General features: G+C 63.2%; 14 protein-coding genes and 1 pseudogene. 4 read left to right on the top strand and 11 right to left on the bottom strand.

What is annotated here, in order from left to right:
• The 4 genes and pseudogenes from IVA81_RS29140 to IVA81_RS29125 all read right to left on the bottom strand — a co-directional run.
• Nucleotides 1-290 (bottom strand): annotated as a pseudogene (locus IVA81_RS29140) (hypothetical protein); the annotation flags it as partial.
• Nucleotides 290-4,612 carry a strawberry notch family protein gene (locus tag IVA81_RS29135; RefSeq protein ID WP_247324317.1) on the bottom strand — a complete coding sequence of 1,441 codons (4,323 nt, stop codon included), beginning with the start codon at nt 4,610-4,612 and terminating at the stop codon, nt 290-292. The pseudogene IVA81_RS29140 and the gene IVA81_RS29135, both read right to left, overlap by 1 nt.
• Before the next feature lie 179 nt (nt 4,613-4,791).
• Nucleotides 4,792-6,906, bottom strand: coding sequence for a ParB/RepB/Spo0J family partition protein (locus tag IVA81_RS29130; protein ID WP_247324315.1), 2,115 nt, complete (start codon nt 6,904-6,906; stop codon nt 4,792-4,794).
• A 108-nt stretch (nt 6,907-7,014) separates the two neighbouring features.
• On the bottom strand, nt 7,015-7,974 hold the full coding sequence (locus IVA81_RS29125) for a zincin-like metallopeptidase domain-containing protein (RefSeq protein ID WP_247324313.1): 960 nt from the start codon (nt 7,972-7,974) through the stop codon (nt 7,015-7,017).
• Between the two features lie 577 nt (nt 7,975-8,551).
• Here IVA81_RS29125 and IVA81_RS29120 point away from each other — a divergent pair.
• Complete coding sequence (locus IVA81_RS29120) at nt 8,552-8,815, top strand: hypothetical protein (protein WP_247324310.1); 264 nt, start codon at nt 8,552-8,554, stop codon at nt 8,813-8,815.
• A gap of 27 nt (nt 8,816-8,842) precedes the next feature.
• Here IVA81_RS29120 and IVA81_RS29115 read toward each other — a convergent pair whose 3' ends face one another.
• Entirely contained in the window at nt 8,843-9,445 is a 603-nt protein-coding gene (locus IVA81_RS29115) for a cell envelope biogenesis protein TolA (protein ID WP_247324361.1), read from the bottom strand.
• Between the two features lie 160 nt (nt 9,446-9,605).
• Nucleotides 9,606-10,538 (bottom strand): Ku protein, encoded by a 933-nt coding sequence (locus IVA81_RS29110; RefSeq protein WP_247324306.1) that lies wholly within the window; start codon nt 10,536-10,538, stop codon nt 9,606-9,608.
• Between the two features lie 147 nt (nt 10,539-10,685).
• Here IVA81_RS29110 and IVA81_RS29105 point away from each other — a divergent pair, with 147 nt between their 5' ends.
• Genes IVA81_RS29105 through IVA81_RS29095 form a run of 3 tightly spaced genes read left to right on the top strand, consistent with a single transcriptional unit; the run spans nt 10,686 to nt 12,306 of the window.
• On the top strand, nt 10,686-11,081 hold the full coding sequence (locus tag IVA81_RS29105; protein WP_247324305.1) for a hypothetical protein: 396 nt from the start codon (nt 10,686-10,688) through the stop codon (nt 11,079-11,081).
• A 46-nt stretch (nt 11,082-11,127) separates the two neighbouring features.
• Complete coding sequence (locus IVA81_RS29100) at nt 11,128-11,577, top strand: hypothetical protein (RefSeq protein WP_247324304.1); 450 nt, start codon at nt 11,128-11,130, stop codon at nt 11,575-11,577.
• A 3-nt stretch (nt 11,578-11,580) separates the two neighbouring features.
• A complete protein-coding gene (locus tag IVA81_RS29095; RefSeq protein ID WP_247324303.1) occupies nt 11,581-12,306 on the top strand; it encodes an SOS response-associated peptidase family protein in 726 nt (241 codons plus the stop codon).
• Nucleotides 12,307-12,421: 115 nt separating this feature from the next.
• Here IVA81_RS29095 and IVA81_RS29090 read toward each other — a convergent pair whose 3' ends face one another.
• The 5 genes from IVA81_RS29090 to IVA81_RS29070 form a co-directional block, all read right to left on the bottom strand.
• Nucleotides 12,422-13,111, bottom strand: a complete 690-nt coding sequence (locus IVA81_RS29090; protein ID WP_247324302.1) for a restriction endonuclease — start codon at nt 13,109-13,111, stop codon at nt 12,422-12,424.
• Nucleotides 13,112-13,330: 219 nt separating this feature from the next.
• Nucleotides 13,331-15,199 carry an ATP-dependent helicase gene (locus IVA81_RS29085; protein WP_247324301.1) on the bottom strand — a complete coding sequence of 623 codons (1,869 nt, stop codon included), beginning with the start codon at nt 15,197-15,199 and terminating at the stop codon, nt 13,331-13,333.
• Nucleotides 15,135-16,919, bottom strand: a complete 1,785-nt coding sequence (locus tag IVA81_RS29080; RefSeq protein ID WP_247324300.1) for an AAA family ATPase — start codon at nt 16,917-16,919, stop codon at nt 15,135-15,137. Before IVA81_RS29080 ends, IVA81_RS29085 begins: the two co-directional genes overlap by 65 nt.
• A gap of 27 nt (nt 16,920-16,946) precedes the next feature.
• The gene (locus tag IVA81_RS29075) at nt 16,947-17,960 is read right to left on the bottom strand and encodes a nucleotidyl transferase AbiEii/AbiGii toxin family protein (RefSeq protein ID WP_247324299.1); all 1,014 of its coding nucleotides are present in this window, start codon (nt 17,958-17,960) and stop codon (nt 16,947-16,949) included.
• Nucleotides 17,953-18,546 (bottom strand): DUF6088 family protein, encoded by a 594-nt coding sequence (locus tag IVA81_RS29070; protein ID WP_247324359.1) that lies wholly within the window; start codon nt 18,544-18,546, stop codon nt 17,953-17,955. The genes IVA81_RS29075 and IVA81_RS29070 overlap by 8 nt, the downstream gene beginning before the upstream one ends.
• Between the last annotated feature and the right edge of the window lie 68 nt (nt 18,547-18,614).

The following is an 18,614-nucleotide window of genomic DNA, read 5'->3' as shown; positions in this document are numbered from 1 at the left end:
TCCCGCAGCGCGCTGGCATTATGTTGCGTAGAAGCTGTCAATCGTCCGCGGGACAGCACCCAAGCGCAGATGCGCAACATAACTTTCGGCGCAACATATTCGGTCCATTTACCGGCGGGCCCCTTGGTCGACTCCTGGAGACGCACAAACATCGAGCGGCCCGGCGTATTGTGGACGTCACCAACCAGCCAGTACCGCCCCTCGCGCTTACCGTTGGAGAGATAGTGCCGGCACACCGCCTCGGCCTCGCGCGCGAGGCGGCGTACCAATTCTGCAGCGTCGCCGGGCATCACGCGGCCTCCCGATCGGCGATGCGCGCGATTGGATAGTGGTCGAGCACCTTCGCCAGGACCTCGACGCCGCCGGTGTCTGACGGCACGAACATGCGCAACTTCCAGGAGATGATCTCCCCAAAGAGGCCGTAAGCCCGTAGTCGTTCGCGCATCGTGTCGTTGAATCCGGACAGTTCGATGCGATATGCGCCCATAACCCGAGCACGACGAAGCTGCAGGCCTTCGGAGAGGTCGAGAACGGTTCGCCCCTCCATCAGCGCGGCAAAGGCGGCCTCCGGCGTCAACGTAGGCGCGTTGGTTGCAAACACGTTCGCGACCCATGCGGCTGAGACCTTGCGGCCGATGATGCGTTCGCCGACATCGGTCTGCAGCCGATAGACACGCGTCGACTCGTTCGGCAGCCGTTTCCAGATCGGCAGCAGCAAGCCCGCCACCACATGGATCATGCTATCCGTGAACTCGGCCACCTCGGCGAACTCGGCCTGCCAGGCCGTGGCAAAGTGCTCACGGTCCGCTTCGACCCAATGGCTTTCCGCCATCATGTTCAACGGAACGCTGTGCTGCTCCATCGGCCGGATCAGCCGGGCGCGACGCTCGATCTCACCGTCGTCAAGCATGAAGCTCGGGGCCGGGATTTGTACGGCTGCACGACCGGAGCGCTCATTGATCAGTAGGACGGCACGATGATCGGAAAGACGACCGAGGGCTTCATCCAGTTTCACAGGATGATTGCGCTCGCGCTGCGTGATCGTGAGAAGACGAGTTTCTGCGCCGGTGCCCGGATGGACATAGATCGTGCGCCGATCGGTGACGACAAAACTCTCGGCGCGGAGCGTTTCCAGCCCGACGTCATAGGTGCCGGACGCGACCGCGCCTTCGATGCGAGTCGTCAACAACCGTTCAAAGGCGGTGAACAGGACATGCTGCAGATCGATGGTGAGCGCCAAAAGCCTGTTCAGGAAAGTCGTAATCGGCGGCAACTCGTCCTTCAGTCCATTGGCATCCATCAGCTTCAAGCCGGTCGCGCCTTCGAAGCTCTCGAGCGCACAGCCTTCGACCTTGCCTCGCGCCAGCAACACGTAGAGCTGGCGCAAGGCATCACGGCCGTACTGGCTTTCAAGATTGTCTTCGGGCCGAAACAGGCCCTGCCCTCCGGTCTGGCGCTGGCCACGCGTGATGGCGCCGAGCGTATCGAGCCGACGGGCAATGGTGCTGAGAAAGCGTTTTTCGGCTTTCACGTCGGTCGCGATGGGACGAAACAGCGGCGGCTGTGCCTGGTTGGTGCGGTTCGTGCGACCCAAGCCCTGGATGGCGGCATCCGCCTTCCATCCGGGTTCAAGCAGATAATGGACGCGTAGCCGCCGATTCCGCGCCGACAGCTCGGCATGGTAGCTCCGCCCCGTGCCCCCGGCATCCGAGAACACGAGAATGCGCTTGACGTCATCCATGAAAGCCGCGGTTTCGGCGAGGTTCGCTGAGCCAGCGCGGTTTTCGACCATCAGGCGGTCGCGTTTGCGGATGATGCGGCGCGAGCGACCTGTTACTTCCGCGACCATGTCCGTGCCAAAGCGCTGCACAACCTGATCGAGGGCACCGGGTACCGGCGACAGTGAAGCGAGCTTCTCGATCAGACGATCGCGGCGCGCGACGGCCTCCCGGCTCTCGACCGGCTGGCCGTCGCGATAGACCGGCCGGGAACAGAGGTTGCCCTCCGAATCGGTGAAGGGCTCGTGGAGTTGAACCGGGAAGGAATGAGCGAGATAGTCCAGAACATATTCGCGCGGCGTAATGTCGACCCGGACGTCGCCCCACTCGTCGGTCGGGATCTCAGCCAGGCGGCGCTCCATCAGCGCCTCGCCGGTCGACACGATCTGGATGACGGCGGCATGGCCGGCGTCGAGATCGCGCTCGATCGAGCGGACCAGTGAAGGCGTCTTCATCGAGGTCAACAGATGGCCGAAGAAGCGCTGCTTGGCGCTTTCGAAGGCGGATCGGGCCGTGGACTTTGCCTGTCCGTTCAGCGTGCCGGTCTCGCCCGTGATGTTGGCGGCCCGCATCGCGGCGTCGAGGTTGTTGTGGATGATGCTGAACGCGCCGGCATAGGAGTCATAAATCCGGACCTGCTCAGGCGTAAGTTGGTGCTCGATAAGTTCGTATTCGACACCTTCGTAGGACAGGGAGCGCGCCGCGTAGAGACCGAGCGCTTTGAGGTCTCGCGCCAGCACTTCCATTGCCGCAACACCGCCTTCCTCGATCGCCTCGACGAACTCTGCGCGCGTGGCGAAGGGGAAATCGTCGCCGCCCCACAACCCGAGCCGCTGGGCGTAGCCAAGATTGTGTACCGTCGTCGCGCCGGTCGCGGAGACGTAGACGACGCGGGCGTTCGGCAGCGCGTGCTGGAGCCGGAGGCCCGCTCGCCCCTGCTGCGAGGCGGCCTGGTCGCCGCGCTCGCCCTTGCCGCCAACCGCGTTCTGCATCGCGTGGCTCTCGTCGAAGATGATGACGCCGTCGAAGTCTGCGCCTAACCATTCGACGATCTGCCGCACGCGCGAAAGCTTCTCACCTCGCTCGTCGGTGCGCAGCGTAGCGTAGGTGGTAAATAGGACGCCTTGCGCAAGCCGGATCGGCGTGCCCTGGCGAAACCGGGAAAGCGGCGTCACGAGCAGGCGCTCCATGCCGAGCGCCGACCAATCGCGCTGCGCGTCCTCGATCAGCTTGTCGGACTTGCTGATCCAGACCGCGCGACGACGACCCTTGAGCCAGTTGTCGAGCAGGATACCCGCGACCTGACGGCCCTTGCCCGCGCCTGTGCCATCGCCCAGGAACCAACCGCGGCGAAAGCGGACGGCATTCGAAGCATCGTCACGCGCGGCCGCCACGACGTCAAAAGTCGCATCGATCGTCCAGGAAACCGCGAGAAACTCGGAATGCGCCTCGCCGGCATAGATGATGCTCTCAAGCTGGGCATCCGACAGGACTCCATCTCGGACCACGCTCGAAGGCAGGTGCGGCCGATAAGATGGTTTTGGCGGTGCGACCGAGGCCATCGCCGCGGACTGAACGAGTTTGGTCGGATGTGCGTGCGATCCGGGAATACGGATCGACTGTAGCGCGTACTCTTCATAAAGCGCGTCGGTCAGTCGTACGCCTTCCAGCGGAATCCACTCGACCGTTTCGTATGGAAATTCTGCGCCTTCTAGCGTTGGGAGTTCCGGCGTAGACGACGGGCGTCTCGCAAAGGCGGCGACCGTTCGAGGGATCGGAGGCCGCCTGATGGCATCGACCACGACCGAGGCGGTGACTGGCAGTCTCGGAGGCACATGCTTGGCCACCCAATCAAGCAACGTGGCGACATCACCCGTCATGCCCGGCGAGACGGGAAACACGCTCGGATCGACGGCGGGCAGCTTGTCGATCACAAGCAGCCTGGTGTCGGTTTGAGTTCCTTGCTTTGCGTAAACGGCGCCGTCGATGGCGGCAGAAAACACGACGCGTCCACGCTCCTGAAGACAGACGAAGGCGTCGGTCCAAGCTGGATTATCGTGGGCGAAAGTCGCTCCGGTGATGGCGACGAGACGCCCGCCGTCACAAAGGCGCGCTAGCGCCGACGCGACGTGCCGGAGCGTTGCGTCCGCCATCCGGCGATCGACGTTCGCCATCACCGAAAATGGCGGGTTCATCAGAACCACGCTCGCAGCAACGCCGACATCGAGGTGATCGTCGATCTGTGCGGCGTCGAACCGCGTCACGTTGGCGTTGGGAAACAGATGATCGAGCAGGTTTGCACGAGTCTCAGCCAACTCGTTCATTGCCAGGGCGCCGCCAGCGAGTTCAGCAAAAATGGCGAGCAAGCCTGTACCCGCGGAAGGCTCCAGAACGCGGTCGGTCGGCGTAATGGCGGCCGCAGTGCATGCCGCAAAGCCGAGGGGGATCGGAGTGGAGAACTGTTGGAGCGCCTGACTTTCCTCGGACCGCCGCGTATGGGTCGGCAGACAGCGCGCGATCTTCGCGAGCATCGGCAGCATGGCGGTCGGCGAATCAGCCTTGGCGCGGATAGCCGAGCCGAATTTGCGAAGGAACAGAACGGTCGCCACCTCGCAGGCGTCGTAGGCGACTTTCCAGTCCCAGGCGCCGGTCGCATCGGAGGCACCGAAGGCAGCCTCCATCGCTCCGCGCAGCACGTTGGCATCGATGCGCCGGCCGCGTTCGAGTTCGGACAAAAGTCGTCGGGCAGCCCTCACGACACCGGAGGTAAGAGTTGCAGCGGCACGCATCGAGAGCGGTGCGGCTGTGGTGCCGCCGGCAAGAAGTTCGGTCATGGTAGGATGTCTCGGGAGAGCGAATGAGGGGTGAGCCGCCCGACGCTCTCCTAAGATCCGACGGCTCAAACGCTTTCCGGCGGGCCTCTCCCTCTCGGTCCCTCATGAACAAGGGGGCCGGCGTCGGACGCCGGCCCCCGAGGAGAACGGGGACGGCCGAAGCCGTCCCGCGATAGACTTCATTCTGCCGCGTCGAGTTCTGGCCGATCGTCGTCGCTGGCGCTGTCCCGATCCTCGTCGTCGGCAAGGAACTCGGGCAGCGGTCCGGCTTCGCCATCCTGCTCCGGCGCCGACGTGACGTCGACGAGACGAAGCGGCTCCGGCAACCAGCCAGCACCGTCGAGAAGACGCTCGGCCTCCTTGGCCATATCGGCCTTCTTCAGATGGTCGATCAGTTGCACGGACGGCTCGCCTTTTGCTTCTCGAACCGCTTCGAGGATGCGGGGCTTGGTGACGCGGCCGAGATAGTTGTCGACTGTTGGTCTCCATCCCACTTGGGCCATGTCGAGCCCGACGGCCTGCGCCAGGATATCCGCGTGGTCAAGTCGCGTGCGAACGCCGTGGGCGGAGATACGGCCTTGATTATAGCGGTTAGCCGGCTCGTAAAGTGCGTTCACCGCAAATGATGCGCAGTGAGCGAACAGGGAGGCCTGTGCGCCGCCATCGAGGGCTGTGAGCGCATCCCAGAGATCATTCTCGCTCTGCGGCAACCTCGCTTTCCAGGATTCATACCGCGCCTCAACGGCCTTCGCAGACTCGCTCTCCCTAAGTCCAGGGGCCTGAGTGGGAAACGTCGGTGTACGAAGCCCGATCTCAAGACAGCTACCGGACAAGGCGAACCGGTAATAGGTCGCCAGAACGAAGTTGTGCAGCACCGCCTGGAACGTAATCGCAGGGTTTTCGGCCAGCGCATCGCGCAAAGCCAGCGTGCGGTGCGCCGTCAGTTCGATGATAAGGCGATCCGGTAAAGGCCTTGTCGCATCCTCATCATCTTCTTCGGTTTCAGCCGACGGGCCGGCGACTGAGATGACCGTGCCGTGCTCTGGGGCCGTAATCTCTCGGCCATCCGTCGATGGCGCATCGGCGTCCTGCCCGGTCTCGGCATCGGTCACGGGCGCCTCGTCCTCCGATCGGACATAATCCCGATTGACCGTGAGCCGGCCTTCGGAATCGATGCTGACGAAAACGCCGGCTCGGGGGATGTCTGCGGCGTCGTAGACCATGGAGCGGTCTTCGAAGTCTGATAGCGCCACTTCAATCTCGCTGAGTCGCTGGTCAACGGCGTCGGGCAGTTCGTCCGCATCCTGATATTCGGCCTCAAGCCTGTCATGCTCGGCGTTGAGCGCATCTATGGTCGCCTGCTCTTCGATTCCGAGATCGACGGGTATTCCTTCCAATTCTCGCAAGCCACCCGTGTGGCCATAGGGGAAATCGACGGCCACCGAAATCCATTTCCAACCCTCAGCTGCGATGGTCTCGGCCTCCACTTTTAGCTTCTCCGTGACGAGACGGTCGAGCAGCACGACGTCCTGCAGCCAACCTCCGTCGTCATTCTCGAACAGATCGCGCAGCACCGAACCTCCGGCCTGCTCGTACGCGTCGATGCCGACATACTGCGCACGGCGATCGGAGCCACGCACCGTGTTCTCGGTGAGCATGCGGCGGATCTGGAATGGTTCGTCATAGCCGGAACGGCTGACGTTATCCCAGACCTGCTGCTGGCGGGCGTGATCGGCCGCGACCGAGAACGCCATGAGTTGCTCGAGCGTCATGCCGTCTTCGGCGTAGACCTCGTGCAGCTTCGGCGACACCGACGCCAGGCGCAGGCGCTGCTTGACGATCGCAGGCTTCACGAAATGCCGCGCAGCTATGTCCTCCTCACTCATGCCGAGATCGCGCAAGGTCTGGAAGGCCCGAAACTGATCGAGCGGATGCAGGCCGACCCGCTCATCGTTCTCCGCGATCGAATCGTCCTCTGCGATGCCGCCTTCACGAACGACACACGGCACCGCTTGCGTCTTCGCCATACGCTTCTGTTTCACCAGGAGTTCGAGAGCACGATAACGCCTCCCGCCCGCGGGCACCTCGAACATCCCGGTCTCATTACCCTCGGGGTCGACGATGGCCCGAACACTGAGGCTCTGCAGCAGCGTGCGCTGCGCAATGCTCTCGGCAAGCTGCTCGATCGAAACGCCAGCTTTCACGCGGCGGACGTTCGACTGGCTGAGCACGAGCTTGTTGAAGGGAATGTCGCGGGAAGGCGACAGCGAGATCTTTTGGACGGCTTTCGTCATTTTTAACTGCTCCACGACGGTCAGCCGAAAGACTCTCTCTCGGCTTCCAACCCGTCGCGAAAAACCGTTCCCTCCTCTCACTCTCGCGCGGGCGCGGCAGGTCGAGCATCACGCCGCTTCCTGATCGCCGACTGAAACCGCCGGTGCGCTCGCAACGGGTTCGGGAGCGAAGCCGAGCAGGTAGTCCGCGGCCTTGGTCGCCTGCGACGCGGCACGCACGATGGCGCGATTGTCTTCGTGCAAGACGTCGAGCCATGCGCCGATATAGTCGGCATGGCGCACGGTCGGCACGATCCCGAGTGATGCGCAACTGAACGCCGCGCTCAACTCGGCAACTAGCTCCTCAAAGGCGTATTTCCTGGTGCCGTAGGATCCGCTCTGGTCGCGGTTGAGACGCGAGGAATGCCCGGTCGCATGGCCAAGTTCATGCAACGCGGTGCGGTGCCAGTTGATCGGCTCGAAATAGGCCTGCGGCGGTGGTACCTGCACATAGTCCTCGGCCGGTGCATAAAATGCGCGATCGCCGCCGATGCGAAATGGGATCCCGCTAGCCTTGATCAAAGCTTCGACCGTCGGTTCGATCAGGCCCGGCGGCGGTGGCGGCGCGGCAGTGGCGATCTCGTCGGATAGCCCCTCGCACTGATCGGTGTTGAACACCGTGAAGCGTTTCAGGAATGGGATCACCTGGGCCTCCTCGCCGGTCTCGGCCGCGCGCCGCTTTTCGTCATTCGGTACGAAACGATCGGCGTAGACGACAGTGGTGCCGCGCTCTCCCTTACGAACGTGGCCGCCGAGCGAGAACGCCTGGCGGAAGGTGAGCCAGCTTTGTCCTGTGAACCCCCGCTCGATCGTGGCTCCCCAGAGAATCAGGATGTTGATGCCGCTGTATTGCCGATCGGTCGACGCATTTTTCGGCACCGCCAGCGGCGCTCTTGCCGCGGCCGTGCCCCACGGCTGGACCCAGGGCACGCGGCCCGCCTCAAGTTCGGCGATGATCTTGTCGGTGATTTCGTTATAGAGGTTCGCCCGGTCCTGGCCGGCGCGCGCGCGAGCATTAGGGTTTGACATCGCGGGTCTCCGCGACGGGCGCCGCGAGCCTCTCTCGCAGCTTGTAACCCGTCACGGAAAAACCCAGCCTACACTCTTACTCTCGGCCTCCTGCGTAATCTGCCTAGGCCGCAGGCCCTGATCAGGCGTGCGCTAGGGGCGCATCGCCTTCGAGAAATGGCACCCGCAGGAGCGTGAGCATAGCGACGCCGAAGGCGGCACGCGGGACCGAGTGCAGCGACGAGACCGGTTAAGAGGGCACCCGGGACAGGGGCAGTGATAGCGACGCCGGCATACTCCATGACGGCGGGACCCTTTCCCGAGTGCCCGCGGCGAGGAACTCCGCAGTTCTTGCGCGAGGGATCGAAGCCGCACGGCCGAGACGCTACGCGGCTCGGTTCACGAGAGCCCGGTCCGGCACTTGCCGGACGCGCACAAACGGAAATGAAGCGCCAGCTGGAGGCTTTGGATTTCCTCGCGGGTTCGCGGGCGGTAGCACTCCAAACCTTGCGTTCCCGCCATTGCGAATCCCAGCCATGTGCTAGCAGCCGGAACGAATGACGGAGAAAACGATTCGCCGTATCAGGGAGCGATTTCCATGCTGATGACAAGTGCACGAAAGCCGGCGATACGGACGCTGCGCGGATGGGCGATTGACGTGCTCCAGGAAGCTGGCGCCATCCGCGAGTGCGAGGAGCACGGCTGGATGCAGGACCGCGCCGATCCGCATGCACGGGAGCGGGCCTTCGATATCGCCCGTGGAGATCCGCCAGCAGGGGTCTCCCCTGATGCAGCGGCAGCCGAGATTCGCGACGTGCTGAACTCGATCGGTGATGCCTGCCCAGAATGCCCTCCTGATTAGAAGGACCGGCGCCCAGCATGACGGAAACTAACCCCGCGCGCGCCGCAGCGTAGCTTCCAATCGCTCCTTCTCCTTATCCCAGCGGGCTTTTTCGGCTTGCGATCTCTTCTCGAGAGCCTCGACCTCGGCCTGGATGGCGGCGGCCCGCTTCGCGTGCTCTTGCTCAGCCTTGTCCAGCGCAGCCTGCGCCTTGTCGACCGCCTGCTGACGGCGTTCACGGTCCTTCTGCCTGGCAGTCTGTTCAAGTTGGCGCCGCTTCTGCTCCTTTTCGAAGGCGAGAGCGGCCTTTCGTTCCGCAGCCTTGTCGACGGGGCGAGAGGAAGGCTTCTTCGCCTTATGGCCTTTCGACTTGCGGGCGGCTTTCGTCGGTCCGCCGCCGCCAAGATCGGTGGGCAGCTCGGCATGTTCGCTGAAAGGTCGGTCTGTTCCGACCGGGCGCCTAAGAACGACGCCGGGCTTTGCCATGGCCGCCGCGATAACGTCCGGATCGTCGCTTTCCTTGGCCGCGCCCTGGTGGAAGAGATTGCTGTCTGCGCCCCACGCTTCCAGAGCCGCTTTCATGGAGGGAGCGGCGATCGCCAGATCGAAGAAGCCCAGCGAGGTCTGGTAGGTCTTCAGTGTTCTCGCCATGAGACGCTTCCCCGCACCGCCCACTGACCGCTGCCAGCAATCAGCCGTGCTGTCTACATCGCGAGCATATCCAGAGCGGGCAGAGCGGCCCGCCCAGGAAATATCTCGATGCATCCGGCGTGTCGGAGCGAGCTTTCCGTGAACCCACCGCAAAGATACCTTAAGCCGACTTTCGCTGCGGTTTGGCCGCTGGCTTCCTTGCCAGGGCCTCATTGGCCGGTTTCTTGCCGGCAATCGGCATCAGCATTTCCTTCTGCCCGGCCGCCGCCTTGCGCGCCTTCTTGGCCGGCTTCTTCGGCCCCTCCGTTGCTGCCGCCGCGCCTCCGCCGATGCTCTTGCGCAGCGCGTCCATCAGATCCACCACGTTCTCGCCGCGGGGGCGCGCTTTCGCCGTGATGGGTTTGCCGGTGCGCTTCTGGTTTATGAGATCGATGAGGGCGGTCTCATACTGGTCTTCGAACTTGTCCGGCTCGAAGTGACCCGACTTTTGATTGACGATGTGCTTGGCGAGATCGAGCATGTCCTTGGTGACTTTGACGTCCTGGATCTCGTCGAAATATTCGTCCGCAGAACGCACTTCGTAAGGATAGCGCAGCAGCGTCCCCATCAGGCCCTTGTCCATTGGCTCGAGGGCGATGATGTGCTCACGGTTGGTCAACACCACCCGTCCGATGGCGACCTTGTTCATCTCACGGATGGTGTCGCGGATGACTGCGAAAGCGTCGTGACCGACCTTTCCGTCCGGCACCAGGTAGTAGGGACGGATCAGATACCTCGAATCGATCTCGCTGCGGTCGACGAACTCGTCGATCTCGATGGTTCGCGTCGATTCCAGCGCGACATTCTCGAGCTCCTCCTTCGTCATTTCGATGAAGGTGTCGGTGTCGACCTTATAGCCCTTGACGATATCCTCGTTGGCAACCTCCTCGCCGGTGTCGGCATCGACCTTGGCGTACTTGATGCGGTGGCCGGTCTTCCGGTTGAGCTGGTTGAAGGAGACCTTTTCGGAATCCGACGTCGCCGGATAGAGCGCGACCGGACAGGTGACGAGCGAAAGACGCAGGAAGCCTTTCCAGTTAGCGCGGGGGGCCATGACGGGGGAACTCCAATACTGACGCTGGATTCAAGACGAATGGCCCGGCTTGGTTCCGACATCGCGCCCCTCCCAACAGGACGATTTTTTTCTCGGATGCCTGCCCAAGCGGACTCGACTTTTGTTCTCTTTATGTTCTAATTCGGAATGATCGATCGACCCGCGAGCTGGCGCATGCCGACCGCGAAGCAGATGGAAAAACTGGCCGCCGACGCCGCTCGGAGGCCGACTTCCGCCGCTGCGGCTCCAGATGCGCCGCTAACGGCCGAATACTGGGAATCGGTCCTCAAAGACCCTCGCGCCGGCGCGACCGGGGCCCAGATGCGGCAGCGACGTCTTTCGGAAATTCAGCGCCACGTACTGCGCGTCTGCTGCCGCCGCTGCGAGAGGACCGTGGAAATCCAGACCGCCGATGCAGTCCGATTATATGGCGGCAACGCGATCTGGAAGGACGTCGCGCAACGGCTGCTCGACAACACCTGCCAGCAGCGCACCGGGAGATATGAAGAAGACGGGTGCTGGCCAATGTTGGAGACGCCGTAGCCCGCTCTAGGTCGCCGATCCAATCTCTTTGCGCCTGGATGTCCGGATGGCCCCGAAGTATCACCCTACGCCGCTGTCGGGCGGCGACCGCAGCGCTCTGGCGAAAGAGCTCGGCAAGGCGCGGGCAATGGCCAACATCCTGGCTACCCAATCGGCGGAGACGCGGGCGAAGGGGGAAGCGCTCATCCAGCGGGCCGACAAGCTGCTATGCGAGAGTTGGAACGAACGCATGTGGTCAGACGGAGAACCGATTGATCCGTCCCCGACAATCGATCAAGCGGTAAATGGCGGCTTCCCTTGGCTGGAGATCCAGTGTGCGCGCTGCAAGACGCCGAGCGACGTTGACCTCGCGGCGATGAAGCATCCGCCGACCACCTTCGTGCACGATCTCGCCAGCCGGCTGCGCTGCCGCAAATGCGCCAAGGCGGGCCGGCGTCCTTCCGCGACTCTGCTACAATTGGCGTGGCAGCCACGCCACCCTCGGACCGAAGCCTGACCGATGTGCAATCTCTACTCGATTACGACCAACCAGGCCGCCATCAGCGCGCTGTTTCGTGTCGTGAACCGATATGTTGGCAATCTGGCGCCGATGCCGGGGGTGTTTCCGGATTACATGGCACCGATCGTGCGCAACGGAGCCGAAGGTCGCGAGCTCGCGACGGCGCGGTGGGGCATGCCGTCGTCGTCAAAAGCGTTGATGGAGGCCACCAAAAAACGAGCCGAAAAGCTGCAGACCAAGGGCAAGACCGTCGATTTCAAGGAACTGCTGCGGATGGAGCCGGACGGCGGCACGACGAACATCCGCAATGTGAAGAGCAAACACTGGGCCCGCTGGCTCGGCGTCGAGAACCGCTGCGTGGTACCGTTCAACTCCTTCAGCGAGTTCAACAAGGTCGAAGGCGGTGATATCTGGTTCGCACTCGATGAGACCCGCCTCCTCGCCTGCTTCGCCGGCATCTGGACCAATTGGACGTCCGTCCGGAAGGTCAAGGAAGGCGAGACGACTACCGACCTCTACGCGTTCCTCACGACAGAGCCGAACGCCGAGGTCGGCGCTATCCACCCCAAGGCGATGCCTGTGATCCTGACAACGCCGGAAGAAGTCGAGACTTGGATGACGGCCCCTCTGGACGAGGCCCTGAAGCTGCAGCGGCCGCTTGCCGACGGAACGCTCCAGGTTGTCGCCCGCGGCGTCAAGGAAGACCCGGCAGGGTCCACAATGTGACCGACGAGACAGCATCCATGTCGATATGGATGCCTTATGTATGCCGCACTACGACACGCCGGAGCCTGCAATCGTTGCTTATACCGTCATCACGATCCAAGCCCGATCAACTCCCCTATAGATTCAGGTCCCGCACGGCCACGAATGCTCTGTTCGTCTCGGCGGCACGGCGTTCCTTGGCTTCCAAAGCCGCGATCAGCGAGACCTTGCGCGAGAGCACCTCATAAAGGTCTAGCCCGTCAGCGCATATGAGGTTCGTCTGCCGTCCACGCGAGAACGCCTCCAGCCCCTCCGCCGTGAATCCGGAATTGCTAACGAACAGGCCGCGCGACCAGGACGCCTTTCCACCAACCTTGCCCGAAAAGGTCATCAGGTCGCCAAAGCCGATCTGAGGCCCGTGCCATTTCGCTTCAACCAGGTAGGTCTGACCGTGCAGTTTGAAGCTGCCGTCGATCTGCTCGCCGACGAGTCGGAAAGAGCCACGTGGCGCGAGGCCGAAACCGGCGAATAGCTCATTGAGAAAGCCCTCGAAGCGCAAGCCCCGTGCTTGCGGATCGAGCTTCGTGATCTCGATAAGCAGCGCGGCGAGCTCCTGCGCCTTCTCCGCGCTCAGCGTCGACGACGCCCGCGGCGCAGTTTCTGTCGCCTTCGGCGAGCCGAAGCTGCTGAGGAAGCTCGGATCGAGCAGCTCTGGAATCTTGAATTGCACGCCGGGAAGAAGGCTATTGAGCCGATCGATCTCCTCTCGGCTCAGTGGATTGCCCTTGCCGCGCCGGTAAGTCATCGCTTGGCGGACGATCGCCACGATCAATTTCGTAAAACATAACCGGCGCTGTTCTAGCGTCGTGCTCAAGAGCTGCACGATCGCGGGTCGCTTGCTGCCAGGAATCCACAGATCGCCGACGCCTGCCTGTGCGGCGGCAAGCGGAAAGGCGGTCCGGTTGTTGCCGCTCCCGGGAAGGAAATCGTAGAGGAGGTCCGCCAGATCTTCGACCGTCTGAGCTTCTCGAAATGACATCATTGACTACTCGCCTTCGGCCTCCTCCATCCGCGCTTCAAGTTCATCCAGGAAAGGAGAGCGCCCCCAATGCATCCTGCCGCGGCCCGTGTCGACGTAGCAAGAGTAGAGCATATGGATTTCGTCCCGAGCGCGTGTCAGGCCGACGTAGAAGAGCCGCCGGCTCTCGCGGCGGGCGGCGGGCAATTCATTGCGCCAGGGCAAACTCCCTAGATCGAGACCAACCATGATCACAACATCGTATTCGCACCCCTTCGCGGAGTGCAGCGTCAACAAGTTCAGGTGCAGCGGAGAGCCGTCGCGACCGCCAAGGCTCGCAAGGTCGAGATCGGCCAGCGGTCCGCCGACGGCGAGAGCCGCCGACATGCGGTCCACTTGTTCGCGCTGATCAGCGAGACTGGGCTCGGCCGCCATTAGCGCATCGAGCATATCTGCTCGCATGCCGGTCACGAAATCCCGAGCGAGTCCCTTCTCGACGCGAAGGGACCACAGAAGCTGCGTCAGACGCTGGGATTCATCTCGCGCCTGGACTTCGGAGATCCGGGTACGATGAAATCCGAGCCAGCGGTCGAGCAGACCACGCAACTGTGGCCGGGCCTCGCGCCAACCGCCGGAGCACCAGGCCGCGCAGTCCTCGATCCAGCTCGTGAGCGCAACCTTCCGATAGGGAGCCGCGGTGTCAACGCGAACGAAATCGAAGCCCGCAGCAGCGACGGCTTCCGCAACGACGTCGCCGGCCCGATAATCCCTGTACAGAATGGCGATGTCGCCAAGCGCGCGTCCGGGCTTGGCGGCGAGAGCTGCTGGAATGATCTCGGCGACTGCTTGCGCGGCCTGTCCTTCAAGACCATCGGAGCATTGGACGAATTCGATGACCGCCTGCCGGTCCGGGTCGTTCGACCGATACCCGCGGGCCTCGCCGAGCGCCATTTCGGACGCGCTGACGATGCGCGACGCCGAACGATAGTTGAGCTGAAGCTGAACCCGCTCGACATCATCCCGCTCGGCCAGCTCTTGGAGCAGTGCTCCGTCGGCGCCGGTGAAGCCGTAGATCGACTGGTCGGGGTCTCCCACCGCAAAGAGCCGAACGCCGCCATCGAAGGCCACACGCTTGACGATGCGATGCAGCGCCACGCCGAGGTCCTGATATTCATCGACCGCGAGGACCGGAAATTTCGCCTGCAACAGGGGCAGCACCCAGTCATGCTCTGACACCAGCCGCTGACCGAACACCACAAGGTCATCGAAATCGACAAGGCCCAGCCGTCGCAGCTCGGCCTCATATCCCTCCGCCCAAGCGGCGAGCTCCGCTTCGCTCGTCCAAGCGATCGACGTCCTGTCGAGCACCGACCGTCGATGCCGCCCCAGGTCTATGGGCTTGTTGGGATGGCCAACGCCGAACAGTCGATCGCCGATGCGCTTCATCGCCTGGTCGCTCTGCCGCTGTGTGGCCACGGCGAGCGGGAACGGCACCGGAAGATCGGCAAGCCGTCCATAGGGCATGAGGAGATGCCTCAGGCAGAAACCATGGACTGTACCAACAAAGAGATTAGGCGCCTCGCGCAGGCCCAATCGCTCGAGCCGGCGTGTCAGCTCGCGCGCGCATTCCTGGCTGTAGGTGATGCATGCCGCACCGCGCGGCGCGCGGACGTCCTCCGCCATGATCCGCGCGAGCTTGAGAACCAGCGTCTTGGTCTTGCCGCTACCGGGCCCCGCGAGAACGACACAGTTTCCCGTCGAGTCATAGGCCGCCTGCTGACCCGGGTTGCCGGCCAGATCGCCCGCTTCGGCAAGATAGGCAGCGCTGACACTACGTAACGGCATCGCGGATATGCTCCAGCGCCTGCCGGATGTAATCCGGGCACGCATCCTCATCGACGTGCGGCGCCAGCGCCTGCGCGAACCGCCCTTTGCCAATCCGCTCAATGACCTTGATCAGTTGCTCATCGTCGAGACTGTCGGTGTCGTCGACCCATCCCTGGATCAGGTCGCGTGTCGCTTGGCCTATCGAAAGTTCCTGTTCGATGACCTCCTGCATCGCCTCAGCAAGGCCGCCGGCGAACAGCTCCGGCTCGAGCGTGTTGCTGTTCACGAAATACCCGAACGCCTCCGCACGCGCGATCACGGCGTCGGCATCCAGAGGCGTATAGTTCACGCCGTCTTCGACCAACCGCAGGACATTGATCAGGCGCCGTCGGACAAGTGGAGGTTTCGTTCCGTTCGGGTCGCGATCGGTTAAAATGACGTGCGGAATGTTGAGGCCCTCGGGACCCAGTAGCTTGACGTAGGGCGTGAAGTTCGTGCCGCTGACCGAGCATACGGTGATGCCCAGCATGTCGAGCGCAATGTCCAGCGCCTCAGCGAAGGCAGGCACGAGAAACCGCTCCGCGTCGCCCTCGACCAGGATGACCCCGCGAGCGAAGAAGATCTCGCCACGGCTTACGTCGATGTAGCGCTGGAGGTCCGCCTCGTCGCGCTCGTCGAGCGGCGCCTTGGCCGTCGAAACGGCGATCGTCGCATTTGTCGCCGCGTCTTGACGAAGCAGCACGACCGACCGGATCGGGGTGACGCTCGCGATATGCGGCGAATGCGTGGTCAGGATGGTTGTGAGTGGCGGCGTCTGCTCCGCGTCATCGCCGCCGCTGCCGAGGAAATAGCGGTAAACCAGACGTTGGACGTGCGGGTGAAGGTGCGCTTCCGGCTCCTCGACGACAAAGAAAGTGTGGTCGCGCTCGCCATCCGTCACGAGCCGATCGAGTTCCAGGCTCTTGAGCGCCAGGAAGATCAGGTTGGCGGTCCCAAGGCTGGCATCGGAAATGCCGCGCGCACCATTGTCGATCAGGAGACGCAGGCTGCGCAGCAGCGCATCAACCCGGGTCGGCGCGAGGCCGAGCGTCAACGGCACCGCATGTTGTTCGCCGGCGATCGCGATCAGCCGCTGGCCGATCCGCTCGGCGGTTGCGACCACTTCATCATGGCTGACCAACTCGGCCTGCGCCTCGTTGACCTGCTCCTGGATTTCGGCCCGCGCGTCTTCATCGAGAGAGGTCGCCAGTTCCTCGATCAAAGGCCTTAGCGGCGAATTGCGCCAACTCGACAGATCCTTCTCGGCATCGCGCAACGCGACCTGCACGTCGAGCGGAAGCATCCGTCGCAGCGACGGCCCGATGGACATCTCCGGATCGTTGCCGCCAAAAACGATGTACTCATAGTCGGCAAGGCTCTCCGGATCCCGCCCGAGATTGGCCTTCGGTTGGAAACGGTAGGTGAGACGCGCAACCATCGGCGGCCCCGGATCGACCACGCAGTCGTTGAGGTGCGCCATCAACCGCGGATCGCCCGTGAAGTCGGTCATCTCGACCGCGACCTCGATCGTTTCGCCGAGCTTGTCTTCTCCCAAGCCATCCCAGAAATGCTCAAGCCCGAGCTGCCGATCACGTTCAGAAAGACCAGGGTCGAGGATCAGTTGCAGCGCACGGACGAAGTTGCTCTTGCCAACCTTGTTCTCACCGACGATGACGATGCTTTCGCCAGTCTCGACGTCGATCTCCGAGAAATTCGCGAAGTTGCTGATTTTTACCCGCGAAATACGCACATTTCTCTCCCCCGCTTTTCTTTTCTATTACGCCGCGCGATTGGCCCGCGCGGCGATGTCGGCGCATCGCGCCATCAGCGCCTCGAAGGATTCGGCATCGTCCAAGAGCAATCCGTCATCGACCATGCGGCGGTAGTCTTCTTGCAGCGCCTTGGAGGCATCGCCGCCGGGCACGAGGTGCAAACCGCCATTCACGGCGGCCACGTAGTCGATCGGACTGCGATCGGCCGCCTTCTCGGCGAAGAACATGCCCTTGTGGCGCGCGACTGCGCCCGCCAGGTCGCGATCCGCGAAAGCCGCTTCCGCAAGGCCGGCCTCATCCAGCCGCACGACATCATGCCAGTGTCGTGCGAAGCGATCGCCGCGGAGTCGCTCCTGCAGGCAGAAGACGTGGATCGCCGTCGCCTTTTCCCAGAAGGTTCGCTCGGCGTGCATGACGCGTGGTCGTGCCGTCGGAAACGTCACGCCTTCGATCAGACCGGATGCGTCGCAGGCGATGTCCCGCAGACTTGCCGGCTCGCCCGTCGATCGCGCGCCGAACTCGAGCATCACGCTCGGCGTCACGTAGCCGGAGCCCGCCGCGATCGGTTCATAGTCGATGAACAGCTTCTCGTCCTCGACGCGGATGGCAGCAGCCAACGCCTCCGCGGCCAGCACGTCCGCGATCACCGGCTGGGCGTACCCCGCCACCCAGTCCGGCAAGCGCTTGCGCACCTCGCTCGACCAGCGCTTCTCCTCGCTCCGCGTTTTCGGCAACGCCTCGCCGTTGGCCCCCACCAGGTCGGGCGCGATCGCCCGGATGTCGTAGGTCAGATCGACGTCCTCGGAAAACCGCCGGATGACCCCATAAGCCTTTGACAGTGACGTGCCGCCCTTGAACACCAGATGCTCGCCGAGCGCCGATCCGTAGAGCGTGGCGAGCGCCCATACCACCCACACATCCTTCTCGAGAAGGTGCGCTGGGCGTCCCGACTGATCGGCCGCGACGCTCAGCGCCTCGCGGCGGTCGGCGACCGGAAGGTGGAGAAAGGCGTCAGCCATGCGCCGCCTTTCCCACGCTGCGCGCGAGCCAGGTTGGAAGCTGCGGCGCCGCCGCCACAAGTTCGCTGAAAGTGGACGGCGAGAGCTTCCGCTTCAACATCTTCAGCGCGGCTTCCGCCTTCTCCGGCCCAAGCCAGGCCAGCGCACGCACCGCCTCGCCAGCCGGCTTATGAGCCAGGGCGAGTTGCCAGCGCGGAGCGTGACGAAGTTCGACGACCTGCTTGCCGAGATTCATCGTTCGGCTGCGGCCGGAGGTCAGATAGACCGACCGAACCGGCACTTGGGTCGTGAGGCCGAGGGTGTTGGCGGCTGCCGCCCCGCTCGGGACGATGACCTCGCCGCGCTGGTTGGCGAGCGCCTCGACCGCCTGCTGGACGGAGGGAGCCCTCGTGCCGAACCGGCTCGTGATGGGACGGAGATAAACGCCGCGACCGGCTCGGATCAGTTGACCTCGCTCAGTCAGACGCGACAAGGCCTGATCCACCGCGGCACGATTACCGAGATGAAGCAAACTCTTAGCCGCCACGGGCGTGCCTTCCGACAACCCCTCGGCATGCGCGAGAATCTGTTCGGTTAACCGCTGCATGACCATTCTCCCGTCAGAAATATACGCTCTTTTCTGACAGTTTTCAACGTGGCTAGGTTTGTGGACAC

Origin of the sequence: Bradyrhizobium sp. 141, from assembly GCF_023074055.1 — a bacterium.
GTDB lineage: Bacteria > Pseudomonadota > Alphaproteobacteria > Rhizobiales > Xanthobacteraceae > Bradyrhizobium.
The sequence above is the reverse complement of the archived record's forward strand: the minus strand, read 5'-3'. Positions and strand labels throughout refer to the sequence as shown.

Excerpts from the sequence above, each read along its gene's own strand:
- IVA81_RS29115 (WP_247324361.1), bottom strand. The coding sequence starts at position 9,445 with ATGGCGAGAACACTGAAGACCTACCAGACCTCGCTGGGCTTCTTCGAT.
- IVA81_RS29070 (WP_247324359.1), bottom strand. The coding sequence starts at position 18,546 with ATGCAGCGGTTAACCGAACAGATTCTCGCGCATGCCGAGGGGTTGTCG.
- IVA81_RS29130 (WP_247324315.1), bottom strand. The coding sequence starts at position 6,906 with ATGACGAAAGCCGTCCAAAAGATCTCGCTGTCGCCTTCCCGCGACATT.
- IVA81_RS29125 (WP_247324313.1), bottom strand. The coding sequence starts at position 7,974 with ATGTCAAACCCTAATGCTCGCGCGCGCGCCGGCCAGGACCGGGCGAAC.
- IVA81_RS29100 (WP_247324304.1), top strand. The coding sequence starts at position 11,128 with ATGGCCCCGAAGTATCACCCTACGCCGCTGTCGGGCGGCGACCGCAGC.
- IVA81_RS29105 (WP_247324305.1), top strand. The coding sequence starts at position 10,686 with ATGATCGATCGACCCGCGAGCTGGCGCATGCCGACCGCGAAGCAGATG.
- IVA81_RS29095 (WP_247324303.1), top strand. The coding sequence starts at position 11,581 with ATGTGCAATCTCTACTCGATTACGACCAACCAGGCCGCCATCAGCGCG.
- IVA81_RS29120 (WP_247324310.1), top strand. The coding sequence starts at position 8,552 with ATGCTGATGACAAGTGCACGAAAGCCGGCGATACGGACGCTGCGCGGA.
- IVA81_RS29075 (WP_247324299.1), bottom strand. The coding sequence starts at position 17,960 with ATGGCTGACGCCTTTCTCCACCTTCCGGTCGCCGACCGCCGCGAGGCG.
- IVA81_RS29135 (WP_247324317.1), bottom strand. The coding sequence starts at position 4,612 with ATGACCGAACTTCTTGCCGGCGGCACCACAGCCGCACCGCTCTCGATG.
- IVA81_RS29110 (WP_247324306.1), bottom strand. The coding sequence starts at position 10,538 with ATGGCCCCCCGCGCTAACTGGAAAGGCTTCCTGCGTCTTTCGCTCGTC.
- IVA81_RS29085 (WP_247324301.1), bottom strand. The coding sequence starts at position 15,199 with ATGAGGATGCGTGCCCGGATTACATCCGGCAGGCGCTGGAGCATATCC.